The 14196-nt window shown below is 44.9% G+C and carries 12 protein-coding genes and 1 other RNA gene; all 13 read right to left on the bottom strand.

Annotated elements, in window-relative coordinates; genetic code table 11:
- Nucleotides 1-325: 325 nt before the first annotated feature.
- Nucleotides 326-662, bottom strand: a transfer-messenger RNA (tmRNA) gene (gene ssrA / locus CHI10_RS06620).
- A 152-nt stretch (nucleotides 663-814) separates the two neighbouring features.
- Nucleotides 815-1282 carry an SsrA-binding protein SmpB gene (gene smpB, locus CHI10_RS06615; RefSeq protein ID WP_095243513.1) on the bottom strand — a complete coding sequence of 156 codons (468 nt, stop codon included), beginning with the start codon at nucleotides 1280-1282 and terminating at the stop codon, nucleotides 815-817.
- A gap of 149 nt (nucleotides 1283-1431) precedes the next feature.
- On the bottom strand, nucleotides 1432-3756 hold the full coding sequence (gene rnr / locus CHI10_RS06610; RefSeq protein WP_095243512.1) for a ribonuclease R: 2325 nt from the start codon (nucleotides 3754-3756) through the stop codon (nucleotides 1432-1434).
- Between the two features lie 36 nt (nucleotides 3757-3792).
- The gene (locus CHI10_RS06605; RefSeq protein ID WP_095243511.1) at nucleotides 3793-4539 is read right to left on the bottom strand and encodes an alpha/beta hydrolase; all 747 of its coding nucleotides are present in this window, start codon (nucleotides 4537-4539) and stop codon (nucleotides 3793-3795) included.
- A 179-nt stretch (nucleotides 4540-4718) separates the two neighbouring features.
- A complete protein-coding gene (gene secG / locus CHI10_RS06600; RefSeq protein WP_095243510.1) occupies nucleotides 4719-4952 on the bottom strand; it encodes a preprotein translocase subunit SecG in 234 nt (77 codons plus the stop codon).
- 182 nt (nucleotides 4953-5134) lie between these two features.
- Nucleotides 5135-6430: a phosphopyruvate hydratase gene (eno, locus tag CHI10_RS06595; protein WP_061791814.1), complete on the bottom strand. Its 1296-nt coding sequence runs from the start codon at nucleotides 6428-6430 to the stop codon at nucleotides 5135-5137.
- Between the two features lie 57 nt (nucleotides 6431-6487).
- The gene (gene gpmI / locus CHI10_RS06590; protein WP_095243509.1) at nucleotides 6488-8023 is read right to left on the bottom strand and encodes a 2,3-bisphosphoglycerate-independent phosphoglycerate mutase; all 1536 of its coding nucleotides are present in this window, start codon (nucleotides 8021-8023) and stop codon (nucleotides 6488-6490) included.
- Nucleotides 8016-8777 (bottom strand): triose-phosphate isomerase, encoded by a 762-nt coding sequence (gene tpiA / locus CHI10_RS06585; RefSeq protein WP_095243508.1) that lies wholly within the window; start codon nucleotides 8775-8777, stop codon nucleotides 8016-8018. Before tpiA ends, gpmI begins: the two co-directional genes overlap by 8 nt.
- A 74-nt stretch (nucleotides 8778-8851) precedes the next feature.
- A complete protein-coding gene (locus CHI10_RS06580; RefSeq protein ID WP_095243507.1) occupies nucleotides 8852-10036 on the bottom strand; it encodes a phosphoglycerate kinase in 1185 nt (394 codons plus the stop codon).
- A 263-nt stretch (nucleotides 10037-10299) separates the two neighbouring features.
- Nucleotides 10300-11307, bottom strand: a complete 1008-nt coding sequence (gene gap / locus CHI10_RS06575; protein ID WP_095243506.1) for a type I glyceraldehyde-3-phosphate dehydrogenase — start codon at nucleotides 11305-11307, stop codon at nucleotides 10300-10302.
- Between the two features lie 45 nt (nucleotides 11308-11352).
- Nucleotides 11353-12375, bottom strand: a complete 1023-nt coding sequence (locus tag CHI10_RS06570) for a sugar-binding transcriptional regulator (RefSeq protein ID WP_095243515.1) — start codon at nucleotides 12373-12375, stop codon at nucleotides 11353-11355.
- A 135-nt stretch (nucleotides 12376-12510) separates the two neighbouring features.
- Nucleotides 12511-12759 carry a glutaredoxin family protein gene (locus CHI10_RS06565; RefSeq protein ID WP_095243505.1) on the bottom strand — a complete coding sequence of 83 codons (249 nt, stop codon included), beginning with the start codon at nucleotides 12757-12759 and terminating at the stop codon, nucleotides 12511-12513.
- A 17-nt stretch (nucleotides 12760-12776) separates the two neighbouring features.
- The gene (rpoN, locus tag CHI10_RS06560; protein WP_095243504.1) at nucleotides 12777-14108 is read right to left on the bottom strand and encodes an RNA polymerase factor sigma-54; all 1332 of its coding nucleotides are present in this window, start codon (nucleotides 14106-14108) and stop codon (nucleotides 12777-12779) included.
- Nucleotides 14109-14196 lie beyond the last annotated feature (88 nt).

Genomic DNA, 14196 nt, shown 5'->3' with positions numbered 1-14196 from the left:
AAAATGACAAATAAAAAACCACCAAATATGTATTTGGTGGAGACGGTGGGACGTGCACTTCCATGCTTTCGTCATGGCACTGACTATATCTTGAACCTGTCTTAACAGGTCCTTCGGCGTATTATGCGAAATATAAATTTACCTGATGCTCAGGCAGGATTCCGCATCCTAGTACCACCACTTCTGTGGCAGCCTATAAGTCGATACACGGCTGTTGGATTGCTCCACATACCGCTCGGCATTGCCCTATCGCCAATGGCGACTTAGGTTTCACCGATAAAGCCGAATTTTCACTTGTGTGTTGCCACACAAGGCGACTAATAATTAATCGAACCCACGTCCAGAAATATCGGCACTTAAGCTTCTACGAGTGTAGTCGATATATTCGCGATTCGCTGATCCTTATGCCTATCGACGGGCGTCCGACCAGCTAGCCTGGTTGTTCTCTTCCTTCATCCTCAGGCGGTGGAATCCGGCGTAGCCCACTAAAAGTGAGTCCGCTACCCTACCACATGGGCGATGGAGGGGCGAACCGCTAAAGGCCTATTAGGCAGCTAAAGCGAAGTTGTTTTGAGTTTTGCCAGTTATTGGCTTTGACGTTTTAACGAGGCCGATCCCCTCGACTCGCAACCTAAGCTCGAACTATCCCTGTCGAATCCGTAGCGTCCCCATTATAATAGGTCTGCGCCGAATCTTATTCAGCACGCTGACGTTCGGATAAGCTCGAAATAGATGAGCTAAAGTTTGTGTCACTCGCTGTGACAATTACTATTATAGCACACTGAGCAAATTTTTCAATTGTAAGGTTCTGGATTTACATTTTCTGCCTTTCACGGAAAGCACGCTCAACTTCACGCTTGGCTTCTTTCTTCTTGAGATCCTCACGCTTATCATATTTCTTTTTACCCCTTGCCAGGCCAATTAAAACTTTTGCATAACCATTCTTGAGGTACATTTTTAATGGAACGATCGAGTAGCCGACTTCCTTCGACTCACCGATCAGCTTGCTGATTTCTTTTCTGTGCAGGAGAAGCTTTCTGGTCCTTAGCGGATCGTGATTGTAGCGGTTTCCCTGCTCATAAGGACTGACATGCATGCCGAAAAGAAAGAGCTCATTGTTTTGAATTCTAGCATATGAGTCCTTCAGGTTCACCTTGCCCGCCCGGATCGATTTAATTTCTGTTCCCTGCAGAACAATTCCCGCTTCATATGTTTCTTCTATAGCATAGTCATGATAGGCCTTTTTATTTTGCGCAACCATTTTGCCAGTTCCTTTTGGCATGTTGAATCCCCCTTTGCTCCCCTTTCCTGTTATCAGGAAATGCAGCATCCGTTCTCTATCGGTTTCTTTATTATAGCAAAATTGCATGCCCCTCTCAACGCGGAGCCCTGCCGGGAAGGAAAGAGAGAGCCTTTAAAGCCCTCCCGCATTTACCGCTTCTTTTTCTTCCGCTTTGCTTTTGGCGCATTTTCGTAATGCTTTTTCTCTTTTTTCTTTCTTGGACCGCCTGGACTGTTTCCTTTGCCCTCATCAGACTTCCCTCTGCGCGGCTTTTTCTCGGTGCTGCCAGTCTTGAACACCTTTGGCGCATCCCGATTTTCCCGTCTGCGGGTTCCCTTCATGCCGACGATTTCAAAATCAATTGAGCGTTCGTCTTTGTTTACATTAACGACACGGACTGTAATCTCGTCGCCAATGCGGTAGACATTACCCGTACGCTCCCCGATCATCGCCATCTGGCGCTCATCATAGCGGTAATAATCGTCTGTCATATAGCTGACATGGATAAGTCCTTCAATCGTGTTTGGAAGCTCGACAAACATGCCAAAGTTTGTAACAGAGCTGATGATCCCATCATATTCCTCGCCGATTTTATCAGCCATATATTCCGCTTTCTTCAGTTCATCTGTTTCACGTTCCGCTTCAACTGCACGGCGCTCCATATTGGAAGAGTGTTCGGCAATGTCTGGCAGCTGTACGTTCCACTTTTCCCTTGTCGCCTGATCCAGCTTGCCTTCAATTAAGTAAGTGCGGATAAGTCTGTGGACAATTAAGTCCGGGTAACGGCGGATCGGTGATGTGAAGTGTGTGTAAAACTCTGTTGATAACCCGAAGTGCCCAAGGCTCTCTTCAAAGTACTTCGCCTGCTGCATAGAGCGCAGCATCACTGTGCTGACCACCATTTCTTCCGGTTTTCCCTGAACCTCTTCAATGATTCCCTGAAGGGCACGCGGGTGAACGGAATTAGCTGTTCCTTTTACGATATAGCCGAAGTTTGTAATAAACTCAAAAAATCTTCTAAGCTTATCTTCTTTTGGATCTTCATGGATACGGTAAATGAACGGTACTTCCATCCAATGGAAGTGCTCAGCAACGGTTTCATTGGCTGCGAGCATAAACTCTTCAATCAGGCGCTCTGCAATCGAGCGTTCACGCAATGCGACTTCTGTCGGGTTGCCCTCTTCATCCACAATGACCTTCGCTTCTTTAAAATCAAAGTCGATGGCTCCGCGGTGCATTCTCTTTTTACGCAGGATCAGAGAAAGCTCCTTCATCATTTCGAACATCGGCACAAGCGGTTGGTATCTGTTGATAAGTTCTTCGTCCTGCTCTTCTAAGATCTTATTCACATCTGAATAAGTCATTCGTTCCGTTGTTTTAATCACACTCTGGAAAATTTCGTGATTCACTACTTCTCCATCCGATGTGATTTCCATCTCACAAGAAAGAGTAAGCCGGTCCACTTTCGGATTCAATGAGCAAATGCCATTTGATAAGCGATGCGGGATCATCGGGATAACCCGGTCCACTAAATACACAGAGGTTGCCCGCTCTTCCGCTTCCCTGTCAATCGGGGAATCCTCACGGACATAGTACGTGACATCGGCAATATGAACGCCAAGCTTGTAGTTGCCGTTATCCAGTTTTTTAACCATTACTGCATCATCAAGATCCTTTGCATCTGCACCGTCTATTGTGACAATAACTTCATTTCTCAAGTCACGACGGTTTTCAAGCTCACTTGGATCAATCGTATCCGGCGTTTCCTCAGCCTGCTTAAGCACCTCATCCGGGAACTCAAGCGGAAGGCCATGCTTGTGAATAACAGACAGAATATCCACACCCGGGTCGTTTTTATGCCCAAGTATGTCGATGACTTCTCCTTCTGCACTCTTTCTGCCTTCTGGATAAGTGGTCAGTTTTACAACGACCTTATGCCCTTCAACCGCACCTTTTGATGCTGATTTGGGGATAAAAATATCGCTGGCAAACTTTTTATCATCGGGGATAACAAATCCAAAGTGCTTGCTTTCCGTATACGTTCCGACAATTTGTGTCACACCGCGCTCTAAGATACGGACAATGGTGCCTTCCCGCCTCTGGCCTGAACTCTCAGACGTCACACGTGCGAGAACAATATCCCCATTTAAGGCATTATTCGTTTCATTGGGCGGGATAAATATATCATCCATCCCCTGCTCTTCCGGAATAACAAAGGCAAACCCCTTTGCGTGGCCGGAAAGCTTCCCGCGGATCAGATTCATTTTTTCAGGCAGGCCATAACGATTGCTTCTCGTTCTGACGACTAGCCCTTTTTCCTCCATGACAACAAGCGCCTTGACGAAGTCTTTGAAGCCTGTGGAATCCTCAATTCCAAATGCGGCTTCCAGCTCCTGGACCGTCAATGGCTTATAGGCTTCATCCTTCATATAATGAAGCAGCTTGTCGATCAGCTGTTGTATGTTATTTTCCATATCTTCATCCCTCCTCAGGGAGTTTTTCTTTTGTTATTATTCTTCCCAATCAAGCTTTTCTAAAAACTCATATACATCTTCATGCAGCTGGTCACGCTCTTTATCCAGAGTAATGACGTGCCCGGATTCTTCGTACCACTTGAGTTTCTTTAAGTCATTCTCCACTTCATTGAAAATGATGTTGGCACTATCCGTGTTGATCATATGGTCATGTCGTGCCTGTACAACAAATGTCGGCGAGTAAATCATATCCACATGATTGCGCACATCCGCGATCAGCTCCTGGAGTGCCTTTAATGTATTCATCGGTGTTTTCTGGAACTCTTTCATTTCCTGCTCAATTTGGTCTTCCGTCTTTCCTTCAAGTCTTTTATATTCTCTTGCATAGCTCAGAATTCCTTCATACATGACTTCTTCGCTTTTTATGTACATTGGTGCGCACATCGGGACAATACCCTTTACAGGTACAGTGTAACCCAATTTAAGGGAAAATACGCCGCCAAGTGAAAGTCCGGCCACTGCAATTTCTTTATGTCCCTTATTTTTCAGAAATTCGTACCCTTCCATCACATCTTTCCACCAGTCTTCCGGGCCTGTATGAACAAGCTCTTCCGGCGGAACCCCATGTCCCTTATATTGCGGGGCATGGCAGGTATAGCCCTTCGTTTCAAGAAACCTTGCCATCATTCTGACATCTGCTGTATTTCCGGTAAAACCATGCAGAAGCAGGACTGCTCTTTTTCCATTTCCAAATGTAAACGGTTTTGGTGCAACAACTCTCATTGATAAAACTCCTTTTACCTTATGATTCCTATAATTTTATTAATCAAACGTTTGATTGAATCTGCATTCCTTATTTTTAGCAAACAGCGGGGGAACATGCCAATAAAAAGCTTTCTTAAGCGAAAACTGCCGAAGAAAAATAAAAGCCTGACCTTCTGAAGGCCAGGCGCTGCATTCATTTATACCGCAAAATAAGAAACTAAAACAGTAAGTACAAAGAATAAGACTGAAAGAACAACGGTAGTGCGGTGAAGAACGAGATCAATACCGCGCGCTTTTTGCTTTCCAAAAAGCTGCTCTGCTCCCCCTGAAATGGCACCGGAAAGACCTGCGCTTTTACCAGACTGAAGGAGTACAACTACAATAAGGGCAATCGAAACAATGACTAAAAGGGTAATCAATAATGTATGCATGAAGCCACCTCCTGAAAACGTACAATCACATTATTCTTAATTTATCACATTTTAATGGTATTCACAATAAGATTTTGAGGTTCGCACAAGAGCTGAAAATAAATTCTATTTTTGTGCGTTCAGAAAGCTCTTGGCCAAGCCAAAAAACAGCCGCCCCACCCGGGACGGCTGCACAAGCAAGATTACTTGCTCAAGTTATAGAAAGATTTTAAGCCATCGTATACAGCTAAGTCGCCAAGCTCGTCTTCGATGCGAAGAAGCTGGTTGTATTTCGCGATACGGTCTGTACGGGACATTGAGCCAGTTTTGATCTGGCCAGCGTTTGTCGCAACAGCGATGTCAGCGATTGTAGCATCTTCTGTTTCACCTGAACGGTGGGATACAACTGCAGTGTAGCCGGCACGCTTCGCCATTTCGATTGCTTCGAAAGTTTCTGTTAAGGTACCGATTTGGTTTACTTTGATCAGGATTGAGTTGCCTACGCCCTGCTCGATTCCTTGAGCAAGCTTTTTCGTGTTTGTAACGAACAAGTCGTCACCAACAAGCTGAACTTTTCCGCCAATGCGGTCAGTTAATAGCTTATGGCCTTCCCAGTCGTTTTCGTCAAGACCATCTTCAATTGAGATGATAGGGAACTCGTTTACCAGCTCTTCGTAGAAGTTAACCATATCTTCTGAAGTTAAACCAGTGCGGCCTTCGCCTGCAAGATCGTATTTACCGGTTTCTTTGTTGTAGAACTCAGAAGAAGCAACATCCATTGCAAGGTAGATGTCTTTGCCAGCTTCGTAGCCAGCGTTAGAGATTGCTTCAATGATAACTTCAAGAGCTTCACGGTTAGAACCAAGGTTTGGAGCAAATCCGCCTTCGTCACCTACAGCAGTGTTAAGACCTTTGCCAGATAAAACTTTTTTCAATGAATGGAATACTTCAGCACCCATGCGGATGGCTTCCTTGAAGGTAGGAGCTCCAACAGGCATGATCATGAATTCCTGGAAGTCCACGTTGTTGTCAGCATGAGATCCGCCGTTGATGATGTTCATCATTGGTGTTGGAAGCTGCTTCGCGTTGAAGCCTCCAAGGTAACGGTATAAAGGAAGTCCTACAGACTCAGCAGCTGCATGTGCACAAGCCATGGATACGCCAAGGATTGCGTTTGCGCCAAGCTTTCCTTTGTTTTCAGTTCCATCTAACGCGATCATTGTGCGGTCGATGCCAACCTGATCTGTTACATCCAAGCCGATTACAGCATCTGCAATCAGGTTATTTACGTTGTCTACCGCTTTTTGAACGCCTTTTCCAAGGTAGCGGGACTTGTCGCCGTCACGAAGTTCTACTGCTTCGTGCTCACCAGTTGATGCTCCGGAAGGAACAATCGCGCGTCCAAAGAATCCTGATTCTGTTAAAACTTCTACTTCAACTGTTGGGTTACCGCGGGAATCCAATACTTCACGTGCATATACTTGTTCGATAAATGGCATAGTAATTCTCTCCTTTATGATAAAAAATTGTTTTCGACAAAATTCGGGTGGTGCCTGTCACTTTTTCAGTAATGATGTTCCTGTCATTTCAGCCGGTTTTTCCAGTCCAAGCAGGTCCAGAACTGTTGGAGCAAGGTCTCCTAAGATTCCGTCTGTACGGAGTTCTGCACCGTCCTGTGTGACGATGACTGGAACCGGGTTTGTTGTGTGAGCAGTCATCGGGCCGCCTTCTAGCGTAACAACTTCATCGGCATTTCCGTGGTCAGCTGTGATGATCGCTTTTCCGCCTTTTGAAATAATCAGGTCAACAATTTTGCCAAGGCATTCGTCAACTGTTTCAACCGCCTTGATCGTTGGCTCAAGCATGCCCGAGTGTCCCACCATGTCCGGGTTGGCGAAATTCAGGATGATCGCATCGAAATTGTCAGCTTCCACTTCCTTCAGCAACGCGTCCGTCACTTCATAAGCACTCATTTCAGGCTTAAGGTCATAGGTAGCTACTTTCGGTGAGTCAATCAGGATTCTCTCTTCACCAGGGAATTTCTCTTCCCTTCCGCCGCTCATAAAGAACGTCACATGAGGGTATTTCTCTGTTTCAGCAATACGGAGCTGTGTTTTTCCGTTTTGCGCTAAAACCTCACCCAGTGTATTATCAAGGTTTGTCGGTTTGAACGCAACATAGCCGTCAACCGTTTCACTGAAGTGGGTCAAGCAAACGAAGAACAAGTTCTCGGGATGTCCAGGCCCTCTATCAAAGGAACGGAAGTCTTTATTTGTAAAAGTATTCGAAATCTGAATTGCCCGGTCCGGACGGAAGTTATAGAAAATAACTGCATCATCCTTCTTAATCGTTGCAACCGGTTTGCCATCTTCTGCAGTAATGACAGATGGAATGACAAATTCATCAAAGATACCATTTTTATAGTTATCTTCAACTAAATCCAGAGGATTGTTGTATGCAGGGCCATCACCATACACCATGGAACGGTAAGACTTTTCAACACGCTCCCAGCGTTTGTCGCGGTCCATGGAATAGTAGCGTCCGGAAATGGTCGCAAATTCGCCGACTCCGTATTCATTCATTTTTTCCTGTACTTCTTTAATGTAGCCTGCAGCGGTTTGCGGGCCAACATCACGTCCATCCAGGAATCCATGAACATAGACATTCTTCACGCCTTCCTCAGCAGCCATGCGAAGCAGCGCAAATAAGTGCTGAATATGGCTGTGAACGCCTCCATCTGACAGAAGTCCCATTAAATGAAGATCCGTGCCATTCTTTTTCACATGGTCAATCGCAGAACGGAACGTTTCGTTTTTCTCAAACTGTCCCTCACGAATGGCCACGTTCACTCTTGTTAAACTCTGATATACAATCCGGCCTGCGCCGATGTTTAAGTGTCCTACTTCCGAGTTACCCATTTGCCCTTCCGGAAGACCTACTGCTTCGCCGCTTGCTGTCAGCGTTGCGTTAGGGTAGGTATTCCAGTAGCGTTCGAAGTTTGGCTTCTTTGCCTGGGCAACGGCATTTCCCATCCGTTCCCCGCGCAATGCGAAACCATCTAAGATGATTAATGCAACTGGAGATTTACTCATTCTTGCCTGCCTCCAATAATTGAAGAAAGTCTGTAGGCTGTAAGCTGGCGCCGCCAACAAGAGCTCCATCAATATCAGGCTGGCTCATATATTCTTTAATGTTTGCAGGCTTTACGCTGCCGCCGTACTGAATGCGGACTGCATCTGCCGCAGCCTGTGAAAATTGCTTCGCAACAACAGAGCGGATATGTGCACATACTTCATTTGCATCTGCAGATGTTGAAGATTTGCCAGTTCCGATTGCCCAGATTGGCTCATATGCAATAACAGTTTGCTTTACCTGCTCTTCAGTTAAGCCATTTAGTGCCTTCTCAACCTGTGAACCGACAAGATCCATTGTTTCGCCGCTTTCCCGCTGTTCCAGCGATTCACCGACACAAACGATTGGAGTTAAGTTGTATTTGAATGCAGCCAAGGTCTTTTTATTAACAGCCTCGTCTGTCTCATTAAACATCTCACGGCGTTCTGAATGACCAAGGATTACGTATTTCACTCCAAGATCTTCAAGTGCTACAGGGCTGATTTCGCCTGTAAAAGCGCCGTTTTCTTCAAAGTGCATATTCTGTGCGCCGACTTCAACATCTGAATCCTTTGAGTTTTCAACCAGGCGCTCAAGGAATAAGGCAGGAGCACATACAACTGTATCTACCTGCTCCTTCCCAGGAACTAATCCGTTAATTTCTTCAAGAAAGACTTTCGCTTCCGGAAGTGTTTTATGCATTTTCCAGTTTCCTGCGATAATTGGTTTACGCATGTTGCACGTCCTTTCATGCATTTTTATTAGTGTCCTACATTCGACAAATTTCGGGTGGTGCCTGTCACCAATAATTATTTATCATTTAAAGCAACAACGCCAGGCAGGGCTTTTCCTTCCATAAACTCAAGGGAAGCGCCGCCGCCTGTTGAGATATGGCTCATGCGGTCTGCTAGGTGGAATTTTTCAACCGCCGCTGCAGAATCGCCGCCGCCAATGACTGAATATGTATCGTTTGCTTCTGCTAAAGCCTCAGCCACTGCTCTTGTGCCGCCTGCAAATTTATTCAATTCGAAAACACCCATTGGTCCGTTCCAGATGACAAGCTTTGAATTCTGGATTACATCGCTGTAAATATCGCGTGTTTTAGGTCCGATATCAAGTGCTTCCCAATCAGAAGGAATTTCTTCGATTGCTACTGTTTTAATATTGGCTTCCTCAGAAAAATCGTCTGCTACCACGACATCAACTGGCATGTAGAGGTTCACGCCTTTGTCTTTCGCTTTTTCCATAAACGATTTGGCAAGGTCAATTTTATCTTCTTCTAATAGTGACTTTCCTACTTCATGGCCGTTTGCTTTTACAAAAGTATAAGCCAGCCCTCCGCCAATGATCAGGTTGTCTACCTTTTCAAGAAGGTTTTCAATTACGCCAATCTTATCTTTCACCTTTGCACCGCCGATAATAGCTGTAAATGGGCGTTCAGGATTTGAAAGAGCTTTTCCAAGTACATCAAGTTCTTTTTCCATCAGGAGTCCTGATACGGCAGGAAGATGATGCGCAATTCCTTCCGTTGAAGCATGGGCACGGTGTGCTGCTCCGAATGCATCATTTACATACACATCTGCAAGCTCAGCAAATGCCTTTGCAAGCTCAGGATCATTCTTTTCCTCGCCAGCATAGAAACGCACGTTTTCAAGAAGAAGAACATCGCCTTCACTTAACGCGTCAACCATAGCTTTTACAGAATCGCCATATGCTTCATCCGCCTTCTTCACTTCTTTGCCAAGAAGCTCGGATAAACGCTTTGCTACTGGTGTTAAACGCAATTCTTCAACAACTGAACCTTTCGGACGGCCCAAATGGCTGGCTAATATCACTTTAGCACCCTGGTTCATCAAGTATTCGATCGTTGGAAGAGCTGCTTTGATGCGAGTCTCATCTGTTACCTGTCCCTCTTTCATCGGAACGTTGAAATCAACCCGGCAAAATACACGCTTACCTTTTAACTCCACATCTTTAACGCTTTTTTTGTTCATAGCAAAAGGACCTCCTTACCAGAAAAGCGGAAGCGCCTTGCCTGACGGCTCATAGACTAAAAGCCTCCAGGTTCGGGAGCTAAGCACCATCCCGGTTAAATAGTTTTACTTAAAACAAAGGGGAGAGGGAATGTTTCCCTGCTCCCCTTTTACCCTTATCCATTATAGACGCTAGCGATTTGAATATCCAACAAGATGAGGTGTTTTTTCAGAGAAAAAAGTCAGCTTGTGAATGCTTCGTATAACGAATATTTTTGTGAGAATTAAAGCCCTTTTTGAGCGATGTAGTCAACAAGGTCAACTACACGGTTAGAGTAACCAGATTCGTTGTCATACCAAGAGATTACTTTTACCATGTTGCCTTCCATAACCATTGTAGAAAGTGCATCGATTGTAGAAGATGCAGGGTTTCCGTTGTAGTCGCCAGATACTAATGGCTCTTCGCTGTAAGCAAGGATGCCTTTCAGGTCGCCTTCAGCAGCTGTTCTAAGAGCATTGTTTACATCTTCAGCAGTTACGTCTTTATCAAGCTCCACAACAAGGTCTACAAGAGAAACGTTTGGAGTTGGAACACGCATAGCTCCACCGTTCAATTTGCCTTTTAGTTCAGGCAATACTAGAGATACTGCTTTTGCAGCTCCAGTAGTTGTAGGAATGATGTTTTCCGCTGCTGCACGTGCACGGCGGTAGTCCTTGTGCGGCAAGTCAAGGATCTGCTGGTCATTTGTGTATGAGTGAACAGTTGTCATCATACCGCGTTTGATTCCAAAGCTGTCGTTCAATACTTTTGCAAACGGAGCCAAGCAGTTTGTTGTACAAGAAGCGTTAGAGATTACATGATGGTTTGCAGCATCATATTTCTCATGGTTAACACCCATAACAACTGTGATATCTTCGTCAGATGCAGGAGCCGAGATGATTACTTTCTTAGCACCAGCTTCAAGGTGTTTCGCAGCGTCAGCACGCTTTGTGAAACGTCCAGTAGATTCTACTACTACTTCTACCCCAAGATCTCCCCATCCTAATTGAGCAGGATCGCGCTCTGCAATAACTTTTACTTTATGGCCGCCAACTACAAGGTAGTCGCCGTCAACAGTTACTTCTTCATTTATAGTTCCGTGTACGGAATCATATTTTAAAAGGTGTGCAAGCATGTTTGCATCTGTAAGGTCATTTACTGCTACAACCTCTACGTTAGGGTTTTTAAGAGCTGCACGGAAAACAACGCGCCCGATTCTTCCAAATCCGTTAATACCAACTTTAACTGCCATGATTATTTCCTCCTTGAAAAGGTAGATTTTATATTTGAAAAGGGATTACCCTTTTATCAACTGTTTTGCTGCACCTTCGTCTGTCACTAGTATGGTAGAGGATGGTGCCCGTTTCATGTATGCAGCGATGGCTTTAGCCTTTGTGGAGCCGCCTGCCACTGCAATGACATGCTCAATTTGTGATAGGTCATCCAGCTGAAGGCCGATGGTCTGAACCTTATGTACAACCTCGCCGCCTTCGTTGAAGTAATAGCCAAATGATTCACCGACTGCTTTGGCTTGCTTGATTTTAACCAAATCTTCTTCACTGGTTTTGCGGCGTTCCGCCATTGTAATAGCGTCCCCAATCCCGTGCAAAACCATGCTTGCCGATTTGATCTGGGTGATTACTTCCTTAATATTGGGTTCTTTAATAATGCTTTCATACATCTCCCTGCTTACCTGGTCCGGCACATACAGGACACGGTGCCTGGAATCAGTATGATCAGCCATTTTGGCACAAATGGTGTTAGCCTGGTTTTTAACATCTTCGCCTATTCCGCCACGTGCCGGCACAAACAGCCAATCACGTTCGGCAAGATCAGGAGTAAGCATCTCCGCTACGGCTGCCATTGTGGACCCGCCTGTAACTGCGATGATATTTTTTCCTTTGAGGCTTGATTTCATACACAATGCTGTTGCTCTGCCAAGCTCCTGCTTCACCCATGGAGATTCATCGCTGTTTCCGGAAACAATGATCGCCTGGCGAATGCCAAGCTTTCGGGATAATTCCTGCTCCATTACGGCTATACCCGAAATATCTCTCATTATTCCTTCAAGAGCTCCGAGTAATTCTTTGCCATCGGGAGAAAGACTCATTCCTGTACTTGAAATGCGGATCAGGTTCTGGTCTTTTAAAAATTCAACCTCACTTCTCAGCACTCTTTCCGTCAACCCCATACTGACTGCAAGGCTTCTTCTTCCAACCGGCTCCATCAGCCCAATGTAATGAAGAATCCCATAACGCTTCTGCATAACCGCAAGCATATCAGGCAATAATCTTTTTTGAATATCAATTAGTGAGTACATCCGGAAAGCTCCTTCATCATATGTGGTCATTTTTTGTCCCGCATAGACATATTATGTCCCACTTACTACAAAAAAAATCACCCTTGCTTCTTCTCAATAATAGCAAGAGTGAGTATTGAAATCAACTGATAAAACTCAGTTTTTTTCTGTAAGCGCTTCACTTACTGTAATAGGGTCAATATGCCCGAACTGCACTTCACGCCCTTCAATTTCAACGACCGGAATCATAAGTCCATACTTCTCAGTCAGTACATCGCTCTCATCAATATCTTTTTCAATTAACGTAAATTCATATTCTCTCTTTAATTCAACTAACACACTCTTAGCTTTATCACACAGCGGGCATCTGCTGCGTGTATAAAACACTAGCTCTGGCTGTTTCAATCAGCAAATCTCCTTTGTCAGTCATACCTTTTCCGTTTGGATGATGACGGGATGCCCAGCTGATCCCGATATTTCGCAATCGTTCTTCTGCTGACAACCATCCCCTCTTTTTCCTTCAGCAGCTTCACAAGCTCCTGATCAGATAAAGGCTTTTGTTTATTTTCTTTTTCTATCATTTTACCAATAATCGTCTTGACCTGCTGTGAAGACGTATTCTCATCAGATGTCGTTTTGATCGTGCTGGAGAAGAACGATCTCAGCTCATACGTCCCAAATGGCGTTTGCGCATACTTTTCCCGGACTGCCCTGCTCACTGTTGATTCATGAATGTCGAGTTCATCTGATATTTCCTTCATTGTCATCGGCTTCAGATGTGCTGGCCCTTTAATGAAAAAGTCCTGCTGCTTTTCAACAATTTTAAGAGTCACATTTGCAAGAGTCTCTTTCCTCTGCTCAATACTTCTTATAATCCATTGATAATCCTGCTGCTTTTCCTGCAGGAAACGGCTGACATTTCGATCACCACTAGCCGAGAACTTTTTATAATAAGGTTCATTAAAGCTGATTTTGGGAAGTACTTCATCAAACACACTGACTGAAAAAGAGCTGCCATCCCACTGAATAATCACGTCCGGTGTTATGTAGGCGGATTTTTCGCTCTGGAAGGATGAAGCCGGCCTTGGATTCAACGTCTGAACAAGGTCGAATACCGTCTGTATGTCTCTAAGCTCCACACCGAGTTGTTTTGCGATTTCTTTCCACTTCTTCTCAGCAAACAGGGTAAAGTATTCATCTATAATGATTTCAGCCAGTTCATTTTCTTGCGGCAATCTCTTAATCTGGAGGGACAGACACTCCTGAAGATTTCTTGCACCAACGCCGGCGGGCTCAAGTTCCTGCAGCTCTTCAAGCATCTGCTCCACTTTCTCAAGGGGCATGTTAAGAGCATCGGCTAATGCCTTCAGGTCCGCCCGGAAGTAACCGTTTTCATCAAGGCTGTCAATAAGATGCTCAATCACTTTTTGTTCATCCCTGTTTAATTTCAAATGAAGCTGTGATTTCAAATATTCATCAAGCAGCACGGTCTTTCCGCAGCCAATCTGCTCAATCCAATTTATTTTATCTTTTTCGGCTTTTATCCTTGTCGGTTTGACACGGTCATAACGGGGATCCATCGTCTGGACATGTCCGGACTCTACTTTTAGAAGGGGATTTTCAAGCGCCTTGCTTTCCAGGAAAGCAGAAAGCTCCTGTGTGCTGTATTGCAGAAGGGCAATCGCCTGCGTCAGCTCCTGTGTCATTGTTAATTTCATTGTCTGCTGCTGCCATAACCCAGCTTTCAAATTCATCGTACATTCCCCCTGTCCCCATTTTACAATATTCACAGAAAATGTTGTATGGAAATATCCTGGCAATCACCAATCGCACCGGCACTTC

Source organism: Bacillus sp. 7894-2 (assembly GCF_002272225.1).
Taxonomy (GTDB): Bacteria; Bacillota; Bacilli; order Bacillales; family Cytobacillaceae; genus Cytobacillus.
This window is presented reverse-complemented; position numbering and strand designations above follow the sequence as displayed.

What these genes read in the sequence shown, in the direction of transcription:
- smpB (WP_095243513.1), bottom strand. Translation starts at nt 1,282, where the DNA reads ATGCCAAAAGGAACTGGCAAAATGGTTGCGCAAAATAAAAAGGCCTAT.
- rnr (WP_095243512.1), bottom strand. Translation starts at nt 3,756, where the DNA reads ATGGAAAATAACATACAACAGCTGATCGACAAGCTGCTTCATTATATG.
- CHI10_RS06605 (WP_095243511.1), bottom strand. Translation starts at nt 4,539, where the DNA reads ATGAGAGTTGTTGCACCAAAACCGTTTACATTTGGAAATGGAAAAAGA.
- secG (WP_095243510.1), bottom strand. Translation starts at nt 4,952, where the DNA reads ATGCATACATTATTGATTACCCTTTTAGTCATTGTTTCGATTGCCCTT.
- eno (WP_061791814.1), bottom strand. Translation starts at nt 6,430, where the DNA reads ATGCCATTTATCGAACAAGTATATGCACGTGAAGTATTGGATTCCCGC.
- gpmI (WP_095243509.1), bottom strand. Translation starts at nt 8,023, where the DNA reads ATGAGTAAATCTCCAGTTGCATTAATCATCTTAGATGGTTTCGCATTG.
- tpiA (WP_095243508.1), bottom strand. Translation starts at nt 8,777, where the DNA reads ATGCGTAAACCAATTATCGCAGGAAACTGGAAAATGCATAAAACACTT.
- CHI10_RS06580 (WP_095243507.1), bottom strand. Translation starts at nt 10,036, where the DNA reads ATGAACAAAAAAAGCGTTAAAGATGTGGAGTTAAAAGGTAAGCGTGTA.
- gap (WP_095243506.1), bottom strand. Translation starts at nt 11,307, where the DNA reads ATGGCAGTTAAAGTTGGTATTAACGGATTTGGAAGAATCGGGCGCGTT.
- CHI10_RS06570 (WP_095243515.1), bottom strand. Translation starts at nt 12,375, where the DNA reads ATGTACTCACTAATTGATATTCAAAAAAGATTATTGCCTGATATGCTT.
- rpoN (WP_095243504.1), bottom strand. Translation starts at nt 14,108, where the DNA reads ATGAATTTGAAAGCTGGGTTATGGCAGCAGCAGACAATGAAATTAACA.